This is a genomic window from Pseudomonadota bacterium, assembly GCA_018823285.1.
Taxonomy (GTDB): domain Bacteria; phylum Desulfobacterota; class Desulfobulbia; order Desulfobulbales; family JAGXFP01; genus JAHJIQ01.
Genome location: JAHJIQ010000054.1, coordinates 1 through 21,932, shown reverse-complemented (window position 1 = coordinate 21,932; position 21,932 = coordinate 1). Strand labels below are relative to the sequence as shown.

General features: G+C 52.7%; 16 protein-coding genes and 4 tRNA genes. 19 read left to right on the top strand and 1 reads right to left on the bottom strand.

What is annotated here, in order from left to right; genetic code table 11:
* From murD to KKG35_12610, 9 genes are all read left to right on the top strand, one after another.
* A partial coding sequence (murD, locus tag KKG35_12650; protein ID MBU1738974.1) for a UDP-N-acetylmuramoyl-L-alanine--D-glutamate ligase occupies positions 1–1,203 on the top strand: 1,203 nt, incomplete at its 5' end.
* A gap of 306 nt (positions 1,204–1,509) precedes the next feature.
* On the top strand, positions 1,510–2,643 hold the full coding sequence (gene murG, locus KKG35_12645) for an undecaprenyldiphospho-muramoylpentapeptide beta-N-acetylglucosaminyltransferase (GenBank protein MBU1738973.1): 1,134 nt from the start codon (positions 1,510–1,512) through the stop codon (positions 2,641–2,643).
* The gene (locus KKG35_12640) at positions 2,636–4,027 is read left to right on the top strand and encodes a UDP-N-acetylmuramate--L-alanine ligase (protein MBU1738972.1); all 1,392 of its coding nucleotides are present in this window, start codon (positions 2,636–2,638) and stop codon (positions 4,025–4,027) included. Before murG ends, KKG35_12640 begins: the two co-directional genes overlap by 8 nt.
* A 20-nt stretch (positions 4,028–4,047) precedes the next feature.
* Positions 4,048–4,998 carry a UDP-N-acetylmuramate dehydrogenase gene (murB, locus tag KKG35_12635; protein MBU1738971.1) on the top strand — a complete coding sequence of 317 codons (951 nt, stop codon included), beginning with the start codon at positions 4,048–4,050 and terminating at the stop codon, positions 4,996–4,998.
* On the top strand, positions 4,995–5,810 hold the full coding sequence (locus KKG35_12630; GenBank protein ID MBU1738970.1) for an FtsQ-type POTRA domain-containing protein: 816 nt from the start codon (positions 4,995–4,997) through the stop codon (positions 5,808–5,810). Before murB ends, KKG35_12630 begins: the two co-directional genes overlap by 4 nt.
* A 35-nt stretch (positions 5,811–5,845) precedes the next feature.
* On the top strand, positions 5,846–7,078 hold the full coding sequence (ftsA, locus tag KKG35_12625) for a cell division protein FtsA (GenBank protein ID MBU1738969.1): 1,233 nt from the start codon (positions 5,846–5,848) through the stop codon (positions 7,076–7,078).
* A gap of 190 nt (positions 7,079–7,268) precedes the next feature.
* Positions 7,269–8,444: a cell division protein FtsZ gene (gene ftsZ, locus KKG35_12620; GenBank protein ID MBU1738968.1), complete on the top strand. Its 1,176-nt coding sequence runs from the start codon at positions 7,269–7,271 to the stop codon at positions 8,442–8,444.
* A 237-nt stretch (positions 8,445–8,681) separates the two neighbouring features.
* Complete coding sequence (locus KKG35_12615) at positions 8,682–10,403, top strand: radical SAM protein (protein MBU1738967.1); 1,722 nt, start codon at positions 8,682–8,684, stop codon at positions 10,401–10,403.
* A gap of 7 nt (positions 10,404–10,410) precedes the next feature.
* Positions 10,411–11,832, top strand: coding sequence for a two-component sensor histidine kinase (locus tag KKG35_12610; protein ID MBU1738966.1), 1,422 nt, complete (start codon positions 10,411–10,413; stop codon positions 11,830–11,832).
* A gap of 44 nt (positions 11,833–11,876) precedes the next feature.
* Here KKG35_12610 and KKG35_12605 read toward each other — a convergent pair whose 3' ends face one another.
* Complete coding sequence (locus KKG35_12605) at positions 11,877–12,818, bottom strand: YkgJ family cysteine cluster protein (GenBank protein MBU1738965.1); 942 nt, start codon at positions 12,816–12,818, stop codon at positions 11,877–11,879.
* A 673-nt stretch (positions 12,819–13,491) separates the two neighbouring features.
* Here KKG35_12605 and aprB point away from each other — a divergent pair.
* The 10 genes from aprB to tuf form a co-directional block, all read left to right on the top strand.
* Complete coding sequence (gene aprB / locus KKG35_12600; protein ID MBU1738964.1) at positions 13,492–13,920, top strand: adenylyl-sulfate reductase subunit beta; 429 nt, start codon at positions 13,492–13,494, stop codon at positions 13,918–13,920.
* Positions 13,921–13,977: 57 nt separating this feature from the next.
* Positions 13,978–15,993 carry an adenylyl-sulfate reductase subunit alpha gene (gene aprA / locus KKG35_12595; protein MBU1738963.1) on the top strand — a complete coding sequence of 672 codons (2,016 nt, stop codon included), beginning with the start codon at positions 13,978–13,980 and terminating at the stop codon, positions 15,991–15,993.
* A 189-nt stretch (positions 15,994–16,182) separates the two neighbouring features.
* On the top strand, positions 16,183–17,427 hold the full coding sequence (locus KKG35_12590; protein MBU1738962.1) for an FAD-dependent oxidoreductase: 1,245 nt from the start codon (positions 16,183–16,185) through the stop codon (positions 17,425–17,427).
* Between the two features lie 12 nt (positions 17,428–17,439).
* Positions 17,440–19,677: a hydrogenase iron-sulfur subunit gene (locus KKG35_12585; GenBank protein ID MBU1738961.1), complete on the top strand. Its 2,238-nt coding sequence runs from the start codon at positions 17,440–17,442 to the stop codon at positions 19,675–19,677.
* 127 nt (positions 19,678–19,804) lie between these two features.
* The gene (gene qmoC, locus KKG35_12580) at positions 19,805–21,034 is read left to right on the top strand and encodes a quinone-interacting membrane-bound oxidoreductase complex subunit QmoC (protein ID MBU1738960.1); all 1,230 of its coding nucleotides are present in this window, start codon (positions 19,805–19,807) and stop codon (positions 21,032–21,034) included.
* 148 nt (positions 21,035–21,182) lie between these two features.
* Positions 21,183–21,258: transfer RNA gene (locus KKG35_12575), tRNA-Thr, on the top strand.
* Between the two features lie 96 nt (positions 21,259–21,354).
* A tRNA-Tyr gene (locus KKG35_12570) sits at positions 21,355–21,439 on the top strand.
* Between the two features lie 58 nt (positions 21,440–21,497).
* A tRNA-Gly gene (locus KKG35_12565) sits at positions 21,498–21,573 on the top strand.
* Between the two features lie 48 nt (positions 21,574–21,621).
* Positions 21,622–21,697, top strand: a tRNA-Thr gene (locus tag KKG35_12560).
* 96 nt (positions 21,698–21,793) lie between these two features.
* Positions 21,794–21,932, top strand: a 139-nt coding sequence (gene tuf / locus KKG35_12555) for an elongation factor Tu (protein MBU1738959.1), incomplete at its 3' end; no start/stop codon positions are given.

Here is a 21,932-nt window from a genome sequence, read left to right as displayed (position 1 = left end):
TTGCAGTGCGGGACTCTTGCCGGAGATCTTCTTGAAGGGATCAATCTCATTGTGGTCAGTCCCGGTGTTCCGTTGCAGCAGCAATTCTTTGCGGCGGCAAGAGAACAGGGGATCAGGGTGATCGGTGAGCTTGCTCTTGCGGCGGCGCTTTATGATAAGCCGATCCTGGCGATTACCGGCACCAACGGCAAAAGCACGGTCACCGAACTGCTCGGGATAATAGTGAAAACGGCCGGATTTCGGGCGTTTGTCGGCGGAAACCTTGGGGTCCCGCTGGCCGAACATCTGCTGAAAACGGAAGAAACCGATCTTGCGGTCCTCGAGGTCAGCAGCTTTCAGCTTGATACCGCACCGGACTTCAGGCCGGAAATCGCTCTTCTGCTGAATATTTCCCCGGACCATCTGGATCGCTATCACGACTATGAAGAATATGCGGCATCGAAACTGTCAATTTTTAAAGGACAGCTCCGCACCGGACATGCGGTGATCAATGGCGATGACCCCGAGATCACTTCAAGGATTGACGGGTATCCCGTTCCGGCGCAGAGGGGCTTTTTCGGAGTGAACCCTCCGCCGGGCACACCTTCCGCATCGATCTGCGGCGCTCTGGTCCGCGTTGATCTTGCCAAAGGCGGTGATGTTGAAACGTTTTCCCTTACCGGCAGCTGTCTTGCCGGTGAGCCGAATGCCCATAATGCGGCGGCGGCGATTCTGGCCGCGAGGATTTTCGGTTGCGCTGCGTCGGCGGTACAGAAGGCGCTGGTCGGTTTCAGGCCATTGGGGCACCGGTTGTCTCTGGTCGGAGAGTTTGGTGGCGTGAAGTATTATGACGATTCCAAAGCGACCAATATCGGCGCGGTTTCCGCGGCCTTAAGCGGTTTTTCGGGGCCGGTGGTCCTGATTGCGGGGGGGCGTGACAAGGGTGGGGATTATCGGCTCATGCTTGATCAGGTCACCGGCAGAGTAAAGGCCATGGTCCTGATCGGTGAAGCGAAAGATAAAATGGCCGAGGCTTTTTCCGGGGTAACGAAAGTGGTGATGGCCGAGAGTATGGATGATGCGGTCAGAAAAGCGGGGAATCTCGCGGCAGAAGGGGACAGCGTGCTGCTGTCTCCGGCCTGTGCGAGTTTTGATATGTTTGACAGCTACTCGCACAGGGGTGATGTGTTCAGGGCGGCGGTCAGTGAAATCATGATGCGTTAAAACGGAGGCGGCAAAATGAGGAAAAGAACGTGCTGTTTATGTCATAGGACCGGTGAGGCCGGGAGGTGGTCACAGACCCCAGAGCTGAATGGGGATGAAGTGGTACATGGATTGTGCCCGACCTGCTTTGCCGAAACCCGGGAAAAAGTCAGAAGAATCTATGCGCCGCTCCACCGGGAAATGGCTGCCGAGGTTCGGTAAGGGGGAGGCGGAAGGAAGAGCGGGGTTTGGTGTGAAATGTGGTGAGCCAATGTCGGCATAAGATTCCGGACGCAGGGGAATGGAATCGACACAGGGTAATGGAAGATGGCTGCTCCGGCGGAAGTAAATAATTTTCGGCTTGTCATTACCGGTGGTGGCACCGGGGGGCATCTGTTCCCAGGAATTGCGGTCGCCGATCAGGTGCTGGAAAATATGCCGCAGAGCAAAGTGCTTTTTATCGGGACAGACCGGCAGGTGGATGCGAAAGTCCTGGTGAATCGTCCGTTTGCGATTGCAACCGTCAAATGCCAGGGACTGAAAGGAAAATCCCCCCGGGCAATCCTTTCCAGTCTGATCCAGTTGCCGATGGCTCTTGTCGCCTCGATGCGGATCCTCAGAAAATTCAGGCCTCACCTGGTCCTGGGGGTTGGTGGCTACGTGACCGGGCCGGTGGTTCTGGCCGCGAGAATTCTTGGGATACCAACTACCATTCATGAGCAGAACTCGGTGCCGGGGCTGGCCAATCGCCTGCTCGGGAAAATTGTTGACCGGGTCTTTCTCTCCATTCCGGGCAGTGAAAAATTTTTTCCGCCGGGCAAGGTTCTTTTGACCGGGAACCCTTTGCGAAAGGCGATACTTGCGGCCGGGGCTTTAAGAAAGAAGAATCCCGGGACGGCCCTGCTGGTCATGGGCGGCAGCCAGGGCGCCCACCGGATCAATATTCTTGTTGCCGAAGGGTTGCAGAAGGTCCACGATACGCTCCCCGCTGATTTTTTCGTAATCCATCAGACCGGCAGGGCGGATGTGGAGGAGATTCGAAAAATTTATGAAAGAGCCGGCATCCGGGCGAGAGTTGAAGCGTTTATTGATGATATGGCCGCCGTATATGTGCAGGCCGGGCTTGTGGTTTCAAGGGCCGGGGCGACCAGCCTTGCCGAAATCTGCGCCATGGGTCTGCCCTCCATTCTCATTCCCTTCCCTTCTGCCGCCGACAACCACCAGGAATACAACGCCAGAATGGTTTCCGAGAGAGGCGGCGCCGTGCTTCTGAAAGAGGAAGGCCTGGATGCGGAGGTTATGGCGGCAACCATCTCGGGAATGCTGCAGGACTCTGAAGAGTTACTGCGAATAGGCGAAAAGGCCGGGTCTGCGGCTTTCCCGGAAGCCACTGAAAAGATTGTATGGGAGTGTCTGAAACTTGCCGGATTCAACCAGGGAGCAGCTCTGAAAAATGTATAAGAAAAAAGTGAAACAGATTCATTTCGTCGGGATCGGCGGGATCGGCATGAGCGGGATCGCCGAAGTCCTGCTGAATCTCGGGTATAAAGTCAGCGGGTCGGATCTGCGGGAATCGAAAATTACCCGGCGTCTGGCATCGTTGGGCGGGATAATCAACACCGGGCATCAGGCGGAATGGATTGTCGGCGCCGACGTGGTGGTGGTTTCGACCGCAGTGAAAAGCGACAACCCGGAGGTTCTGGCTGCCCGTGCGGCGCAGATTCCGGTTATCCCGAGGGCGGAAATGCTTGCGGAGTTGATGCGGCTGCAGAAGTTCGGCATCGCCATTGCGGGAAGCCACGGCAAGACCTCGACCACCTCGATGATCGGCTGGCTCCTCGCCCGCGCCGGATTTGATCCCACCGTGATTATCGGAGGGACGGTGAACGCTTTCGGCACCAATGCCAAACTCGGCGCCGGAAAGTTCCTGGTGGCCGAGGCGGATGAAAGCGATGGCTCCTTTCTCAAGTTGTCACCGGTTCTGGAGGTGGTGACCAACATCGATCTGGAGCATCTTGATTATTATCGGGACATTGATGAGATCAAAGCGGCTTTCCTGGAATTCATCAACAAGATCCCTTTTTACGGCGCGGCGATTGTCTGCCTGGATGATCCGCATGTGGCCGATCTCCTCCAGCATATCGGCAAGCGGACCATCACCTATGGCCTGACCGCCCAGGCGGATATCCATGCCAAGGCCATTGAGACCCACGGTCTGAAATCAAGTTTTGACGTGTGGGTCGGTCAGGAAAAAAAGGGGCGGATCACGATTCCCCAGCCGGGAACCCACAACATCTATAATACCCTGGCGGTAGTAGGCGTTGGGCTGGAGCTTGATATCCCGTTCAATGAAATTGCCGAAGCGATGGCAGAATTCAGTGGTGTTCACCGGAGGGTCGAGATTAAAGGCGAAGTGAATGGCATCACCGTGATCGATGATTATGGCCATCATCCGACCGAGGTGAAAGCAACCCTGTCTGCCCTGCGCAATGCCTGGCCCGAGAGACGGCTGATTGTTCTTTTTCAGCCGCATCGTTACAGCAGGACGAGGGCGCTGTTCAACGAATTCTGCACTGCGTTTCACATGGCCGACATTCTTTATCTGACGGAGATTTATGCGGCAAGTGAAACCCCGCTGGAGGGAGTTTCCGGGGAGATTCTGCTGGAGGCGATTCGGCAGCACGGACAGAAACAGGCCTGCTTTGTGGCCGAGGTGGAGAATCTGCCCGATGCGGTTGTGCCGATCCTGCAAAGTGGGGATGTGGTGCTGACCCTTGGCGCAGGGAACATTCTAACCGCCGGTGAAACGATCTTGGCGAAGCTTGGTATGGGGTCACCTCAGTAATGAGGAAGATATGAATGGGAATGGCTAAAGATGCAGAACAGAGCCGGGAAAAGTTCCGGACGGCAATCAGGAGTTTCTGGAAGGGAGATATCGAATGGGATGTTTCTCTGGCGAAGATGACTACCCTCAAAATCGGTGGCCTTGCCTGGGCGGTTGTCAGACCGGAGGCTGCAGACGAAGCTGCATGCGTTGTCAAGGGCTGCGCCGGTTCCGGTCTGCCCTGGGTCTGCATGGGGAGAGGCAGCAATATCCTGGCTCTGGATACGGGGTTTCCGGGGGTGGTGATTACGCTCGAAAAAATGTCCGGGATCAGAAATCGGGGCCGGGACCGGGATGGGCACCATCTGGTGGAAGTCGAAACCGGCTGCAGCCTGGCCGGTCTGGTCAAATGGTGTACCGATCACGCCCTGTCGGGCCTGGAGTTTGCGGCCGGGATTCCCGGTAGTGTGGGCGGGGCGGTCTATATGAATGCCGGTGCCTGGGCAAAAGAGATGAAGGATGTGATTTTCTCCATTACCTGGTTTGACGGGAAGTCGATGATTACCGGGACGGGAGAGGATCTGCAGTTTGAATATCGGCGCTGGTTGGTGAAAGACCCCGTGCTCGCGGTGAAAACCGTTCTTCGTCTGGAGGAGGGGGAGCGGCAGGAGATTGACCGGAAGTGCAGGGAATATGTTGCCGGGCGCCGGGCAAAACAGCCATACGGCGCGGCCAGTGCCGGCTCCTTTTTTAAAAACCCGGATGGAACTCCTGCCGGCAAACTGATCCAGGATGCCGGACTGAAAGGGACGCGGGTTGGCGGGGCGGTGGTCTCTGAACTGCATGCCAATTTTATTGTCAATTCCGGACAGGCCACCGCCGAGGATGTCCTGTGCCTGATGAAGAAGGTGCAGGAACAGGTCAGGAAAGAGTCGGGGGTCATGCTTGAACCCGAGGTGCATTTTCTTGGTCGGGGAGGGCTGCAGCGGTGAATCCCAGAGTCAGATATCACAAACGGAAACCCGTCGACCCACGGCTCAGTCAGAAAAAGAGGGTTGTCATTGTTGCTGCAGGTTTTATTGCAGGTGCGGTGGCGATTGCCGGGGTTCTGCTCGTTGTTTATCAGGCCCTGGGCAGGTCGGATTTTTTCCAGATCACGGCCATTCGGATCGAGGGGTGCCAGAAAACGAGTAAGAGCCAGGTTCTTGAGTACAGCGGGGTTGATATTCACACGAACCTATTGGTACTCGATGTTGATGAGATCAGGACGAAAGTGGAATCAGGTCAGTGGATCATGCGGGCTGAGGTCAGGAAGCAGTGGCCGAATCGACTTGAAATTTCGGTGAAGGAGTATGCTCCGGTGGCGATGGTCGCCATTGACACCAAATTGTTTTATGTTGATCGGGATGGAAAAGCTTTTGCCGAGGCATTGCCCCCGGAGGAGATGGATTACCCGGTGATTACCGGACTTTCCGGACTGGAGGGCGATGGCGCTGCCGAGAATGCGAAAACCCTGAAATATGCCTTGGGTTTCATCTCCTACGCAAGTCTCGGGAATCTCAATCTCCCGGTGCAGAACATTTCGGAGATTAATGTCAGCAATCAGAATGATCTGGTTCTGTTCCTGGTTGACAGGCCATTTCCGATCCGAATTGGCGCGGTGGGGGAAGCGTTGAAAATAAAATATTCGCGTCTGGCCAGGGTTCTGTCCTGGCTCTACCGGCATAAGAAGTTCGGAACAACAGAATACATTGATATGGCTTCGGCCGCCGAGCAGATACTTGTGGGTCAGGATATGCTGTGACTCTGGGTGTTTCGTAAATAATTTTTGGAGTTGATATGGGCCAGGAAGAAAGAGGGGAAATTATCGCAGGACTCGATATCGGAACCACCAAGATCTGTGCCGTTGTTGCAGAGGTGATCGATAACCGGGTTGACGTGGTCGGGGTTGGAATCCACCCGTCGATCGGCTTGAGACGGGGTGTTGTGGTCAATATTGAAAGCACCGTCGAGTCGATCAAGCGGGCGGTGGATGATGCTGAAAAGATGGCCGGGTGCCAGATTTCCTCGGTGTATGCCGGAATTGCCGGAAGTCATATCAAGGGATTCAACAGCAGGGGACTTGTCCCGATCAGGCAGGGAGAGGTGACCCAGGAGGATATCGACCGGGTTGTGGATGCCGCAAGTGCGGTCCATATTCCCACCGATCAGGAGGTGCTGCACATTCTGCCCCAGGAATTCATGGTGGATGATCAGGATGGAATCCAGTATCCGCTGGGCATGACCGGGGTGCGGCTTGAAGCGGACGTCCATATTGTTACCGGTCAGGTTGCGGCGGTCCAGAATATTGTGAAATGCTGCAACCGGGCGGGACTTGAGGTGTGCGACGTTGTTCTGGAACCGCTGGCCTCCGCAGAAGCTGTTCTGACCCGGGAAGAGATGGAGCTTGGGATAGGCCTGCTTGATATCGGAGGGGGAACATCGGACCTGGCGATATTCACCGATGGTACGATCAAGCACTCCTTCGTTCTGGGTCTGGGGGGGCATAATCTCACCAACGATCTCTCCATCGGTTTGCGAACTCCCCTTAAAGAGGCCGGAATTCTGAAGGAAAAATACGGTTCGGCCCTGGCATCGCTGATCGATAAGGACCAGGTGATAGAAGTTCCCAGTGTCGGGGGCAGGGATTCCCGGAGGATCTCGCGGAGGGTCATGGGAGAAATTCTGGAGCCACGGGTTGAGGAGATGCTGTCGCTGATCAAAGATCAGCTCAAGGACTCGTCCTATCACGACAAGATTAACGCCGGGTTGGTAATGACCGGCGGCACATCGCTTCTGGCCAACATGGTCGATCTGGCCGAGCAGATATTTGATCTCCCGGTCCGGATTGGATATCCGAAGAAAGTGGGGGGAATGGCGGATATGGTCAGTACTCCCCAGTATGCAACCAGTCTGGGCCTGATTTTTTTTGCCATGAAGAACGAGTCTAGCCAACGCTTCAAAAATAATGAAGACGGTGTGTTCGGCCGACTGGCGGGGCGCATGCGGGACTGGTTTCGGGGGGCGTTCTGATTTTTGTTCAAGGGAGCGGAAGAAGCAGGACGCGTCTGGTCCGTGAGGGTTGGGCAAACACGGTTCTCCAGACCTCCGATAAGTGCCGAACGACTTGAAATATTTAAAAAAATCAGTAGAAGTGACGACTGCTTTGAGGTATAAATATTTACCTTGGTCAAACTATTAGAGAACTGACTCCGGAGTTCAGATGTCATTCGAATTCGCAGACAATAAATCCCGCGCAATCATAAAAGTTGTAGGTGTTGGTGGTGGCGGCGGCAACGCAATCAATACCATGGCGGAAAACAAGATCCGTGGCGTGGAGTTTATTGCCGCCAATACCGACCTGCAGGCCCTTGAAAACTCACGCGCCGACATCAGGCTGCAGCTCGGACCGGGCAGCGCCAAGGGGCTTGGCGCCGGAGCCAACCCGGAAAGAGGCCGTGAGGCTGCGGAAGAAAGTGTGGAGGAGATTCGCAGCATCATCGGCGAATGCGACATGGTTTTTGTCACGGCGGGCCTCGGCGGCGGCACCGGGACCGGAGCGGCTCCTGTTGTGGCGAGGGTCAGTAAGGAGATGGGCGCTCTGACCGTGGCGGTTGTCACCAAGCCCTTCACCTTTGAGGGGCAGACCAGGATGCGGAACGCCACCAAGGGTTGGGAAATGCTTAAAAAACATGTTGATACAATCATCACTGTTCCCAATGATCGCCTGCTTTCACTCTCGGGCAAGGGTGGCCGGTTTATTGACAGCATGAAAATGGCCGACAACATTCTCGTCCAGGCAGTGAAAGGGATCACCGATACAATCAACCTTCCCGGGTATATCAATCCGGATTTTGCGGATGTGAAAGCAATCATGAACGAGATGGGCCCGGCACTCATGGGAGCCGGTCTCGGAGTAGGTGAGAATCGAGGGATCGACGCGGTCGATATGGCGATAGCGAGCCCTCTCCTGCAGGATATCAGTATTGATGGCGCACGGGGGGTTCTGATCAACGTCTCGTCTCGGGAAGATCTGCTCAGCATGGCGGAGGTGACCGAGATCACCAGCCGAATCTATGAAGAAGCACATGAAAACGCCAATATAATTCTCGGGGTGACCTTTGACGAGTCACTCGGGGAAGGGTTGCGGGTCACCGTCATTGCCACCGGGATCAATACAGCAGAAGATCTAAATTCCCTCCCGGATAAGGTGACAAGGTTGAGCGAGCCTAGAAAACCTTCAGTGGCCCAGACGCTTCCCTTCCAGAACAAGGAGAGCCATGCCGGAGAGTCTTCCCGGCCGGCAGGGAGCGGGCGTCAGCGCAACCCTTTCCTGGATGTAGGTTTTGATGAGGATCATCTGGACACGCCCACCTTTATTCGTAGAAACGAGAATTGAATCTCGCAAGAGAAGAACAGGCAGATACCCGGCAAACATCAGTCTTTCGGTAGTTTTTCGCCGGCTGACCTTCTCGTCACTGCTAACTTGACCGACATGTCGTTTTCCCAGGCAGAAAAATTGCATTGCGTGGAAAAGCTGGGGTAGCCGAAGTACATGCGCTACCCGGTATGGTTTGCAGAATAATTTCCAGCTTTTCTTTAGAATTTCTCCACTCATCCGAATATGAAATAATCAATGCGGCATCAAAGGCCAGGCCCGGAGCATAGTCTTTCCAGTGAAAAAGGGTCCTGGAAAAAGAGCTGGACCGGCAGGCTGCCGGTCGGACTGATTTTTCCCAACGCCTATCGGGTTGGTATGTCAAATCTCGGCTTCCAGCTGGTTTACGACATGCTGAATTGCCTGGACGAGGTTGTCTGTGAGCGACTGTTTCTCCCCGCTGACGGGGAAATGGCGCTTTCTGTGGAGTCATCAAGGCCCATCACTGATTTTCCCATTCTTCTTGTTTCGTTGAGTTTCGAGAAAGATATCATCTCCCTGCTCAGTATGTTGCTTGCCGGTAATATCGAGCCCCTGGCGGAAAAGCGGGCCGGGCTTCCCGTAAAACCGGTGTCGCCGCTGATCATCGCGGGAGGTGTTGCCTGCTCCATCAACCCGGAACCCCTGGCGCCCTTTGTTGATCTGATGGTTATCGGCGAAGCCGACCCACCCTTGACGCAAATTATGTCCAGGCTGATCAGGGAGGGGTTGCCCGGGGATCGTTCAAGCGTGCTTGCGGAATTTGGCAGAAAAATCGTGGGTTGTTATGTGCCAGCCTTTTATGAATATTTTTACACTGCGCATCGAAAACTTGAAAAGATTGTTGCCCGGCAAGGTCTCCCTGCACGAATCGCTGTTTCTCGCTCAGAAAACAAGGAGGTTGCCGTTTGTTCGAAGATTGTGACCCCGGCCGCGGAATTTTCAGATCTATTCCTGGTTGAACTTGGGCGTGGCTGCAGCAGAGGCTGCCGATTCTGTGCCGCAGGGTACGTGTATCGCCCCCCCCGGCTCCGTTCGTTGGCTTCGGTGCTTGAAGCGCTCCACGAAAGGCCCGAGGGCATCACCAAGGTCGGACTGCTCGGGATGGAGATGGCGAAGGCGGAGGATCTGGCACAGATAGTTGATACGCTCCTGGCCCAGGGATGCCGACTTTCGTTTTCATCGTTACGGGCGGACACCCTGAATGATTCACTGATTCGGCTCCTCGCGGACAGCAATTTGAAAACGGTTGCTCTGGCACCTGATGGCGGTTCAGAGCGCTTGAGAAAAGTGATCAACAAGGGGATTACCAGAGAGGATATTCTCGGTTCCGCTGAAAAGCTTGTCCGGGCCGGGGTGGTCAATCTGAAGCTTTATTTCATGATTGGTCTGCCCACCGAGACGGAAGAGGATCTTCTGGAAATGGTCACGCTGGTCCGGGAGGTGCTGGGGGTGATGTCAGGCCCGGGGCGTGAAAGAGGTCGACTCAGCACGCTCACGCTCAGTATCAACCCCTTTGTTCCCAAAGCCTGGACTCCGTTCCAGTTTCACCCGTTTGCCACCATCGAGCAACTGAAAAATAAAATGAAATTCTTGCGGCAGAATCTTGTCGGAGTCGCTAATCTGAAAATCATGGGCGAAAAACCTGACAGTGCCTTTCTTCAGGCGGTAATTGCCAGAGGTGACCGGCGTCTTGCTCCGGCTCTTATCGAGCTTGCGAAAAGCGGTGCAAACTGGCGACATGTTTTTCGGCAAAATGATATTACAACGGATGACTATGTCGGGTGCGACAGAGGAGAGGGGGAAATCTTCCCCTGGACGATCATTGATCATCGGATAAAACCAGGCTACCTGTGGCGGGAGTATCAGCGCGCTCTTGGCGAAAAGATGACTGCTCCCTGTGACACTTCAAGGTGTAAAAAATGCGGATGCTGTTCGTGAGAACATAATGGGGCCGGACAAAACAAAAGATTACGAACCCTTTGGGCTGGTGAAGTTTTTTTCTTTCACCACCCTCCTGGTGTTTCTGGTGTTTGCGCCGGTTCTTGCCACGCTCATCTCCAACCATGCCAACGGGGTGATGCTCAGAAGGAGCGAAGAGTATGCACTTGTTTCAGCCCGGAACATCAATCATCAGGTATACGACAGGTTCGTTCTCCCCTCTTTCCTCCGCTACGGGAGTCTGATTCCGCAGCATCCCGGACAACAGAAACGTCTTGATGCGATTATCAGGGATATCACGCACGGCCTGAATGTCGAATCGGTGAGCATCCTTGACCAGAAGAACAATATGATCGTGTACAGCACGACAAGCGGCAGGGTCGGCCAGGAGGGTGAGGGGCTGGAGCAGTTCCAGATGGCGAAAGCGGGAAGAACTTCCTCCCTGCTGCAGGCCAAGGGGTCATTCATCAATCTTCTGCCGGGCAGGGAGAAGCCCTCCTATAGACTGATCTCATATATTCCCTTCAGATCGGAAAAGACCCCAAGCTCCATCCTCGGGGTTATCGAGATTATTCAGGACCTGTCGGAGGATTATGAGGCAACCATAAGACTCAAGGCCATTATCACCCTGATTTCCTTCCTCTGCATGTTCTGTCTTTTCGTGGTGCTGCGGCTGATTGTTGCCAGGGCTGACAAAATCATTGATGCAAGGGCCAGGGAGAGGCAGGTGCTTGAAGACAAACTGCATCGGAGTGAACATCTGGCCGGTCTTGGCAAAATGGTGGCCTCGGTCTCCCACGAGATAAAAAACCCGCTGGGAATAGTCCGCAGTACTGCGGAGATGCTGCGCAAGCGTCTTGGCGAAACGTCGCCGGCCAACGTCCAGCTCGCTTCGGTGATCATCGAAGAAACAGTTCGGCTTGATGGGATTGTCAGAGAGTTTCTTGATTTTGCAAGGCCGAGAGAGATCAAACTGAAACCGGCTTCCATCGCTGAAGTTGTAAGAGGGGCTGCGGCATTTATCTCTCCGGAACTGGATAAAAACAAGATCGAATGCACACTGAATATTGATGAGAATCTCAAACCGATCCCGATTGACCGAGAGCTGTTATACCGGGCACTGCTGAATGTACTGATTAACGGTATTCAGGCCATGAAAGATGGAGGAATGCTGAAAATCACGGTGAAGGGTCACCCGGCGGAGAATCCGAAAAATTCCGGAGTGACCATTGAGATTAGCGATAATGGTCCGGGAATCACGGACGAAGGCCTGCAGCAGATATTCAAACCATTCTATACCGACAAATATCGGGGCACCGGTCTGGGACTCGCCATTGTCAAAAACATCATCGACAGTCATAAAGGCCGTATTGAAGTCGCCAGTTCACCCGGAGAGGGGACGGTGTTCTCCATAAAACTTGAAGGGTGACCCGGGCTATTCAGGAGGCCCGAAATTAGTGCCCTGCCACGGCTCTATTTCTTTTTCATCTCGGCCAGGAGCATGTCCCGATCGGCCTCAAGTTGTTTGTATGTCTCTTCAGCCTTCTTTTCCAGATCACCCTGCTTCTGTCTGATCTGTTCCGCTTTGGCTTTTATCTTTTCATCTTTGATTTTGAGATCCTGGGTGCCGAAAAGTGACGAGGCAAGATATTTGAATGAAAACTTCATCAGGGCGATATCGTCATCCTTGATCGTGTCCAAAGTGTGCTGGTCGAGTTCATAGGTGTCGAGAAAGGATTTGCTGAAAACAAAACTGCGGAACTTGTCGAGATCGGTGCTGGCCATGAAAAACATTTTCTGCGCGGCCTCACTCAGCGTGGCCTGCATCCCGAATGATTTGCGGCGCATTACGAGCTCCATCCATTCTTTGTTCATATGGTCGCTGTCATCGATCCCCTGGTCGGAACGCCACTCCCTTATGGTCATTTCCTGCTTTTCGTCATGGCCCTTGCAATGGGGCTCTTTTACCAGAAAATAGAATTCCTCGGAGGTGCCGCCCACATCTGCGGCTTCATGGAAAAAAGACATGCCGACAGGGTAGTAACGGCAGGTGGTCGGGCGATCCGGGTAGATTGTACATCCTTCGTCTGTAACGAAGGGACACCGGCCATTTTCATCAAGATGGAGTTTTACGCCCGGCATGTCGGTTTTTTCAAGAAAGACAGGGGTTGTAAAGCGGAGCAGGAATTCATCGGCAGGAAGATTTGTGGCTTTGCGGATGCGCAGGATATCGTATGGGGTGAGGATGATGTTGATATCTCCGCAACAGGCAGTGAAGCAGGAAACGCCGGGATGACATCTGAATTTCAGCCTGCTGTCCGGTGTAAGTTTGGCGGGCATAATATTGCTCGGATTGGTATCTGTGCCTGACGCTGTCTTCCCGCCAAACGGTATCTTTTCTTCCTGTTTGCTCATGATAGGCTACCTGTTTGAAGCTTTATTAATTGGATCGAGGGTTTGAAAGGATCAATCTGATATTGAATTGGCGACACATTAACCACCGATGGGGCGGGTGTCAAACTGAATTCTAATGAGGGGTGATTCATTCTGGTGCGGAACAGTCTATTGTAACGGAATCATTGATAAAGTTATGGAATTGATTGTCCGCTCTGAGGTTCTGGAGACAAGATGGAAAACTCTGATTTAATGCAGAATACCCTGGAATTCCATGGTTCTCAGGGTTGGCAGGGGAATAGTGATGTCAAAAAGTCCTGAGCGGGAGCTGTGAATAAATAAACAGGGAAACAATGGTTTCAAATTCCGTTTTTTTGTGTATAAATCGTAAATTGTTTTTTGCTTGACTTTTAATATATGAAAAATTATACAGGATTTTCGGAAAAAATGAGTGATTCCTCATTTTTTTCTTGCGGGAGACGGTCATTCATTCTAAAACCTGTTTTCGCGTTGTTTTCTGGTTTCCGGCGGGTAAGGTAATAGCCACTGCACACGGGCAGTTTATTTGCACAGGTCGGTGTGTGGCAAGGCGTTTGTATTTGTGTCAGCCGGATATTTGTTTCGCGGTTTAATTTAGAGCGGACTTTGCTTGGATGTGAAGTCTAAAAAATCAATTTAGTTAGGAGGTAAGTTAATGCCGAGCTATGTAGATCCTTCCAAATGTGATGGCTGCAAGGGTGGTGACAAAACTGCCTGCATGTACATCTGCCCCAATGACCTGATGGTCTTGAACGTTGAGGCGATGAAGGCTTACAATCAGGAGCCTGATGCATGTTGGGAATGCTACTCATGTGTAAAAATCTGTCCCCAGGGCGCCATTGCCGTTCGCGGTTACAATGACTTTGTCCCCATGGGCGGAATGGTTCATCCGATGAGGAGTTCAGACTCCATCATGTGGACTGTTAAATTTCGTAATGGCAACATGAAACGTTTCAAGTTCCCGATCCGGACCACCGCTGAGGGTGCTGCCAATGCCTACAAAGATGGCAAGGGCGAGAATCTCGATGACGAGCGTCTGCTCCTCGAGGGTACGTTGCCCCAACCGACCATGCTGGCTAAGTGATTGGTCGAATTATTAATTAACTATCAAGTTCTAATAACTTTATAAGGAGATTCGACTATGGCGTTACCTAATAAGCCTTTGGGCGAACTGCCCGCCGTGACCAATCCCGAGATTGTTGAGCACGATGTTGATGTTCTGATCATCGGTGGTGGTATGGCTGCATGCGGTACTGCTTTTGAGATCAAAAAGTGGGCCCCGGCCGACCTGAAAATCAAACTTGTTGACAAGGCCTCCATGGAGCGTTCCGGCGCTGTAGCTCAGGGCCTGTCTGCTATCAACACCTATATCGGCGAAAACCCGATCGAGAACTACGTAAAGATGGTTCGTAATGACCTGATGGGCGTTGTTCGTGAAGACCTTATCTACGACCTCGGCCGTCATGTTGACGAGTCCGTGAAGCTGTTCGAAGAGTGGGGCCTGCCGATCTGGAAGAAAGATGCAGCCGGCGAAAACCTTGACGGTGCCAAACCTGCTCCGTCACTTCGTGAAGGCGGCACCCCGGTACGGACCGGTAAATGGCAGATCATGATCAACGGTGAGTCCTACAAGTGCATCGTTGCCGAGCCCGCCAAAGCCGCTCTCGGCGAAGAGAACTGTCTGGAGCGTGTTTTCATCGTTAAACTGCTCCTCGACAAAAACGTTGACAATCAGATCGCCGGTGCGGTTGGTTTCTCGACCCGTGAAAACAAGGTTCATGTTTTCCGTTGCAAAACCGCTCTCTGCGCCTGCGGTGGTGCTGTAAATATCTTCCGTCCCCGGTCTACCGGTGAAGGTAAAGGCCGCGCCTGGTATCCGGTTTGGAACGCAGGTTCCACCTACACCATGTGTGCCCAGGTTGGCGCCACCCTGACCATGATGGAAAACCGCTTCACCCCGGCTCGTTTCAAAGACGGTTACGGACCGGTTGGTGCATGGTTCCTTCTGTTCAAGGCTAAAGTTCAGAACGGTCTTGGTGAGTTCTATGCCAACAGTGACTCTGTGAAGGGCGAACTGGCAAAATTCATGCCTTACGGTCAGTCAGCAGTCACCCCGACCTGTCTGCGTAACCATCTGATGCTGAACGAGCTGAAAGAGGGACGCGGCCCGATCTACATGGCTACCGATGTTGCTCTGAATGCCTTCCTTGACGATCGTCGTGCGAAAGGTATGGACGAGAAGGAAGTTATGAAGTTCTGGAAACACCTTGAGTCAGAAGCGTGGGAAGACTTCCTTGACATGTCAGTCGGTCAGGCCGGTCTGTGGGCTGGTATGAACATCGAGCCTGAGAAAGTAGGTTCCGAGATCATGCCGACCGAACCCTACATGCTGGGCAGCCATTCAGGTTGTTGCGGTATCTGGACCTCCGGTCCGAACGAAGACTGGGTTCCGACAGTAGATGGTCCTCGCAGCCACCAGTACAAATGGGGTTACAACCGGATGACCACCGTTAACGGACTCTTTACCGCTGGCGATGGCGTTGGTGCTTCCGGTCACAAATTCTCCTCCGGCTCCCATGCCGAGGGTCGTATTGTTGCCAAGCAGATGGTCAAGTACTGTCGTGATCATGCTGATTTCAAACCCGAGCTGTCCCAGACCGCTCAGCAGCTGGCCGATGAGATCTATGCACCGGTTAAACTGTACCATCAGCATGTCGGCGCAACCACCGCCAGTGACGTAAACCCGAACTACTGCAAGCCTGCAGGAATCATGATGCGTCTCATGAAAGCTACCGACGAGTACGGCGGTGGTGTTGCGACCTACTACATGACTTCCGGCAAACTGCTGAACATCTGTCTTGATCTTCTTCGCATGCTGCGTGAAGATGCTGCCAAGATGGCTGCCGGCGACCTGCATGAGTTGATGAGGGCGTGGGAGAACTACCATCGTATCTGGTGTGTTGAAACCCATATCCGTCACATCGAGTTCCGTAAGGAAAGCCGTTACCCTGGATTCTACTACAGGTCAGACTACCCGACCTGTGATGATGCAAACTGGAAGGCTTTCGTTAACTCCACTTTCGATCCCAAGACTCAGGAGTGGAAGTGCGAGAAGGTTCCGTGTATCAACATCGTTGAGACTGAGCCGTGGATCTAATTATTTAGATTCATTGATAAAGTTCTTAAGATGAATAAAGTCTCCAGGCGCGATACTAGCGCCTGGAGACTTTTCTGTAAATACAACGGTGCTGATTCATTTGGCTGAGGCGGTCGGCTGTTGCAGGCCGGTTGAGCTAAATAAACCAGCTAATATTATTTTATTACTCATTATAAATGGAGGCTAGGCATGACAGATGAACGAAGTGCACCCGGTGCAGGCGGAGTTCTGGTCGTGGGTGGTGGGATCAGCGGTTTGACCGCTGCCCTTGAAGCCGCAGAGGTTGGTCAGGATGTTTTTCTTGTTGAGAAGAACCCTTACCTTGGCGGAAGAGTTGCCCAACTGAACCAGTATTTCCCGAAACTCTGCCCCCCTTCCTGTGGGTTGGAGATCAACTTCAAAAGAATTAAAAACAACCGGAAAATCCGGGTGTATCCGATGACCACGGTCAAGAAAGTTGATGGTGCCGCAGGCAGATATCAGGTCACACTGGAAAGCGCCCCTCGTGGTGTAAACAACAACTGCACCGCCTGCAATGCCTGTGTTGAGGTTTGTCCCCGGGAACGTGATAACGACTTCAACTTCGGGATGGACAAAACCAAGGCTATTTACAAGCCCCATGACATGGCTTTTCCGATGAAGTACGTCATCGACGCCAAAGCCTGTGACAAATGTGGCAAATGCAAGGAAGCCTGTAAATACGATGCGATTGAACTTGATGGCGCAGCAAAGGAAATGACCGTCGATGTGGCTTCAGTTGTCTGGGCGACCGGCTGGACTCCTTATGATGCCACCAAGATGACCAACCTGAAGTTCGGTTCCAGCAATGCCATCATCACCAACATGATGATGGAAAGGCTTGCCGCACCCGGTGGACCCACCGACGGTAAAATTCTTCGTCCGGGGGATAACAAGGAACCCGCGAGCTTTGCCTTTGTTCAGTGTGCCGGATCAAGGGATGAAAATCATCTTGAATATTGCTCCTATATCTGTTGTATGGCCAGCCTGAAGCAGATCACATACGTCAGGGAGCAGTATCCCGACGCCAAGATAACGGTATTCTATATTGACCTGCGTTCACCGGGAAAATATGAGAAGTTCCGTGAGAAGATGATGGCTGACCCAAACGTTACCTTTGTAAAGGGCAAGGTTGCCGATATCATTGCTGAAGCTGATGGCGGTGTGACTGTTGTGGCAGAAGATGCCGTGACCGGCGCCAAGGTTCAGACTAAAGTCGACCTGGCAATTCTTGCAACAGGTATGCAGCCGAATGGACAGGGAATCGGGATTGGAGCTGATGCGAATGGCTTCCTGGTTTCTGATGCCACCAAAGGGATGCTTGCTGCCGGTTGCGCCAAGAAGGCGGCTGATGTTGTGACCAGCACTCAGAATTCAACAGCTGCTGCCCTGAAAGCTATTCAGGCATCACGGTAGGAGGTGACGATAATGGACAAGAAATATAGTGCATATATATGCACAGGATGTGGTATCGGTGAGGCCCTTGATATTGAGGCGCTTTCCGGGGTTGTGACCGGCGAAATGAAGATGGGTTGTAAAACCCATGAAGCTCTTTGTGGTGCTGCCGGGCGCGAAATGATTCAGAGCGACATGGATAATGACGGGGTGAATACTATTGTCGTTGGCGCCTGTTCTCCAAGAGTCATGCAGGATGCCTTCGACTTTGGCAATGACAAGATCACCGTCAGGGCCAATCTGCGCGAGCAGGTGGTCTGGTGCCAGCCTGAAGATGCCAAAGCCGATTTTACCCAAGAGCTTGCTTCCGACTATATGAGAATGGGGTGTACCCAGGCCAAGAAAACGGAACTGCCGGATCCTTATCAGCTTGAAACCGTCACCAGGAAAATTCTGGTGATGGGCGGTGGTATTTCCGGTATGACCGCTGCCCTTGAAGCTTCCAAGGCAGGATATGCAGTGACTCTGGTGGAGAAGACCGAAATTCTTGGCGGCAAGGCTCTCGGCTGGAGGAAGCAGTTCCCGACCAAGGCTCCCTGGGCTGATCTTGAAGAAAACTCCATCGCTGATCTGGTCAATGCCGTATCGGCAGACAGCAACATCACGGTAAAGACCTCAAGCGAGGTGGCCAGGATTTCCGGTGCTCCGGGTAATTTTGTCGCCACCATCAAAGCCGCCGGGACCAAAAGTGAGTGGGATGCTCCGGCCAAGGTTACCGTTGACCAGCAGGACCTGATTGACAAAGGGCAGCTGGAAGACCCCAATGCCGGTCTGAAGGTCTACACTGAAAACAATCCCTCTGGCGAGAAATTCGGCGCCGTGGTTCTTGCCACCGGCTGGACCCCGGCCGATGTCTCCGAGTACGAACACTTGAATCCTTCAAGCAGCAAGGTTGTCACCAATGCCCAGTTTGAGAAACTTGCCAAGGAAGGCAAGGTCCCGGCACGGGTTGCCTTTATCCAGAGCCCGGGCGGGGCAGAGCATGATAAGGATTTCCCTTTTGCCAACTCTGTAACCAGCATGGTTGCTCTGAAGCAGGCCAGCTATGTCCGTCAGGACAACGCTGATGGTAAGGCGTATATTCTGTATCAGCATATGCGCACTCCGGGCAATATGGAGATGTTCTACAAAGCCACCCAGAATAACGACGGGATTTTTATGACCAAGGCTGCTGTAACCGCTATTGAAGAGCATGGCAGCTCCCTTCTGGTTACGGCCAAGGATACCCTGCTCAATGAAGATATCCGCATTGAGGTGGATATGGCTGTTCTTGCCGCCGGTCTGAGACCTGTCACGGCTGACAGCAAGAGTATCAATCTGGCGTATCGTCAGGGCCCTGGTTTTCTTGATCTGGATCTGTTCGATGGCTATGCTGATTCACACTTCATCTGTTTCCCGTATGAAACTCGTCGGACGGGTGTCTATACTTGTGGCGGAGTCAGGAAGGCGATGGCGATGGATGAAGCGATTGATGATGCGACCGGCGCAGCCCTGAAGGCGATTCAGTGTATCGAGTCTACCGATCGCGGGGTGGCTGTTCATCCTCGTTCCGGCGACCAGTCCTACCCGGAATTCTTTATGCAGCGCTGTACGCAGTGTAAGCGGTGTACGGAAGAGTGTCCGTTCGGCGCCCTTGATGATGATGAGAAAGGAACCCCGCTGCCGAACCCTACCCGTTGTCGACGGTGTGGTACCTGTATGGGCGCGTGTCCGGAGCGAATCATCGGCTTCAAGAACTACAATGTTGATATGATCGGTTCAATGGTTAAATCGGTTGAGGTTCCTGATGATGATGAGGACAAGCTGCGTTTCGTGGTTTTTGTCTGCGAAAACGATGCCTATCCGGCCATCGACATGGCTGCCATGCGGCGCAAAGGTCTCAACAACCTTGTGCGTTTTATTCCTGTCCGCTGCCTGGGTTCTGTCAATGTGGTCTGGGTCAAGGACGCGCTTTCTTCAGGAATGGACGGCGTCATGCTTCTCGGTTGTAAATATGGTGACGATTATCAGTGTCACTTTGTCAAGGGCAGCGAGATCGCCAATAAACGGATGGGTAATATTGGTGAAACCCTGGGTAGCCTTGGCCTTGAGCCTGAGCGTTGCCGGGCCGAGCAAGTTGCGATAACCGATTTCAACAAAGTGCCTGATATCATTCAGGAATTTGTAGATTCTGTTGTTGCGATGGGCCCCAACCCCTTCAAGGGCTTCTAATTTCTATATGATACTGGGCTGAACAGCCGGCAGTCACTCGTGAGTGCCGGCTGTTCAGAATCCCGATTGACTCAATTGAAATATTCCCGTTGCTGGTTTGACGGAAAAGTTTAGGGGAGGAAATGTGATGTCTGAAGTTACGCGGGTTGAACCCGATCTTAATTTTATCAAATATCTGAAAAGCGCAGGCGGGGATTCCGTCAAGAAGTGTTTTCAGTGTGCGACCTGTTCAGTAGTATGTCCGTTGTCAACTGACGGCAATCCTTTTCCGCGGAAAGAGATGATCTGGGCCCAGTGGGGGTTGAAAGATCGACTGGCTGCAGACCCTGACACCTTGCTTTGCCATCAGTGTGGTGACTGTACCGCATATTGTCCCCGTGGAGCGAAACCGGGTGATGTGCTTGGTGCAATCAGGGCCTATACTTACACGCACTTCGGTTTCCCGAAAGGACTGGCCAATTTCTGCAGCAACGGCAAGAATCTTCCGCTGATGATCATTATCCCGATGTTCCTCATCGGAGTGCTGTTTGCCGTAGCAAATGGCGGGTTTCACATTCCGGACGTTGAGACCTTCAAGGAAGTCGGCTTCGGTCAGTTTTTCGGCCATTGGGATTTCCACTGGCTTTCCAAGAATGTTTTTTTTATTGATATGATTTTTGTTCCGGCCTTTCTTTTTGCTGCTTTTGCCTCCTTAAAGGGAGCCAAGGATCTCTGGTGCAAGATGGATGAGTCCATTGAATCAAATAAGGATTTCCGTCCTTCTGCGAAACAGTTCGTTATGGATTTTCTTGTCCCGACCGTAGTTGAGACCATTCAGCACAAACGGTTCAACGAATGTGGTGAAAACAAGAATCGGGTTAATGGGCATCTGCCGCTGATTCTTTCCTTCATTGCTCTTTTCATCGTGACCAACTATGGTCTGCTCCGGAAGGATATCGTCTCTCTTTTTGTCAGTGAGGAGATGCGGGCCATTCTGCACGGACCCATTCCGCTTTCAGACCCCTTCAAGATTCTGGCCAATGTCGGAGCGATTGCTTTGATCATTGGGATCGGGATCCTGTGGGCGAACCGGTCAAGCAGCGAAGAAAAGCAGGGCACTACTCCTACCTTTTATGACTGGTTCCTGATCGGCGAGATCATGGTTGTCGGTATTACCGGACTGGGCGCTGAGCTGATCCGGCTCCTCGGTATTCCTTCATTTGCCTACTTCCTCTACTTTCTTCATCTGGTTGCGGTATTCATGCTTTTCCTCTATATGCCGTACACCAAATTTGCGCACATGATCTACAGGACCGTGGCCATGACTTTTGAGAAATATCGGCAGAGCGGTTTTGTCAAGGCGGTGGCCGGAGAGTAGCAGTCGCATAAATTCCGGGCTTGATTGTCAAGCGGTTGCTTCAGCGGCAACGGGTTTCGGCGTCTTTTTATCTTGCGCAACTAAACATCTGCATCGGACAAAAAAAATGTTGATGTTTAGTTGCTAAGATATTAGTATGTCGCGTCACGCTGGCGTAGCTCAATTGGCAGAGCAGCTGATTTGTAATCAGCAGGTTGCGGGTTCAAGTCCCATCGCCAGCTCCAGTTTGGCAATAATTCTGGCTACTTGTTGTTATCTGAAGTGAAGCCTGATGACGAAAATCGCCATGCCCGTTTGGTGCATGGCGTTGATGATTTTGTGGAGGGGTTCCCGAGCGGTCAAAGGGAACAGACTGTAAATCTGTCGGCGAAGCCTTCGGAGGTTCGAATCCTCCCCCCTCCACCAGAGTAGAATTCGGTCAGGCTTGGCGCTGAATTCCTTGACAGAGTTTTTTTGCTGAAAAGCGGGAATAGCTCAATTGGTAGAGCATCAGCCTTCCAAGCTGAGGGTCGCGGGTTCGAAACCCGTTTCCCGCTCCAGATATTATCCGGCTGCAGGCCGGTCGGCAGCATTATTTTTGGCTGGGTGCCCACGTAACTCAGGCGGTAGAGTACTTCCTTGGTAAGGAAGAAGTCAACGGTTCGAATCCGTTCGTGGGCTCCATGTTAAGGCGGGCAGAGTTTTTGGAGCTGCAGAAACACTGAGCCATAGTGAAAACACCATTATTACAATTGATAATCTGGGCAGAGGAGATTAGTCATGGCAAAAGAGAAATTTGAAAGGACTAAGCCGCACGTAAACATTGGAACGATCGGCCACATCGATCATGGTAAGACAACCCTGACCTCGGCGATAACGCGGGTTCTGGCAACCAAGGGTCTGGCTTCCGCAACCGACT

What these genes read in the sequence shown, in the direction of transcription:
- ftsZ (MBU1738968.1), top strand. Translation starts at nt 7,269, where the DNA reads ATGTCATTCGAATTCGCAGACAATAAATCCCGCGCAATCATAAAAGTT.
- KKG35_12615 (MBU1738967.1), top strand. Translation starts at nt 8,682, where the DNA reads ATGCGGCATCAAAGGCCAGGCCCGGAGCATAGTCTTTCCAGTGAAAAA.
- aprB (MBU1738964.1), top strand. Translation starts at nt 13,492, where the DNA reads ATGCCGAGCTATGTAGATCCTTCCAAATGTGATGGCTGCAAGGGTGGT.
- KKG35_12590 (MBU1738962.1), top strand. Translation starts at nt 16,183, where the DNA reads ATGACAGATGAACGAAGTGCACCCGGTGCAGGCGGAGTTCTGGTCGTG.
- aprA (MBU1738963.1), top strand. Translation starts at nt 13,978, where the DNA reads ATGGCGTTACCTAATAAGCCTTTGGGCGAACTGCCCGCCGTGACCAAT.
- murB (MBU1738971.1), top strand. Translation starts at nt 4,048, where the DNA reads ATGGCTAAAGATGCAGAACAGAGCCGGGAAAAGTTCCGGACGGCAATC.
- murG (MBU1738973.1), top strand. Translation starts at nt 1,510, where the DNA reads ATGGCTGCTCCGGCGGAAGTAAATAATTTTCGGCTTGTCATTACCGGT.
- KKG35_12585 (MBU1738961.1), top strand. Translation starts at nt 17,440, where the DNA reads ATGGACAAGAAATATAGTGCATATATATGCACAGGATGTGGTATCGGT.
- KKG35_12610 (MBU1738966.1), top strand. Translation starts at nt 10,411, where the DNA reads ATGGGGCCGGACAAAACAAAAGATTACGAACCCTTTGGGCTGGTGAAG.
- KKG35_12640 (MBU1738972.1), top strand. Translation starts at nt 2,636, where the DNA reads ATGTATAAGAAAAAAGTGAAACAGATTCATTTCGTCGGGATCGGCGGG.
- qmoC (MBU1738960.1), top strand. Translation starts at nt 19,805, where the DNA reads ATGTCTGAAGTTACGCGGGTTGAACCCGATCTTAATTTTATCAAATAT.
- KKG35_12605 (MBU1738965.1), bottom strand. Translation starts at nt 12,818, where the DNA reads ATGAGCAAACAGGAAGAAAAGATACCGTTTGGCGGGAAGACAGCGTCA.
- ftsA (MBU1738969.1), top strand. Translation starts at nt 5,846, where the DNA reads ATGGGCCAGGAAGAAAGAGGGGAAATTATCGCAGGACTCGATATCGGA.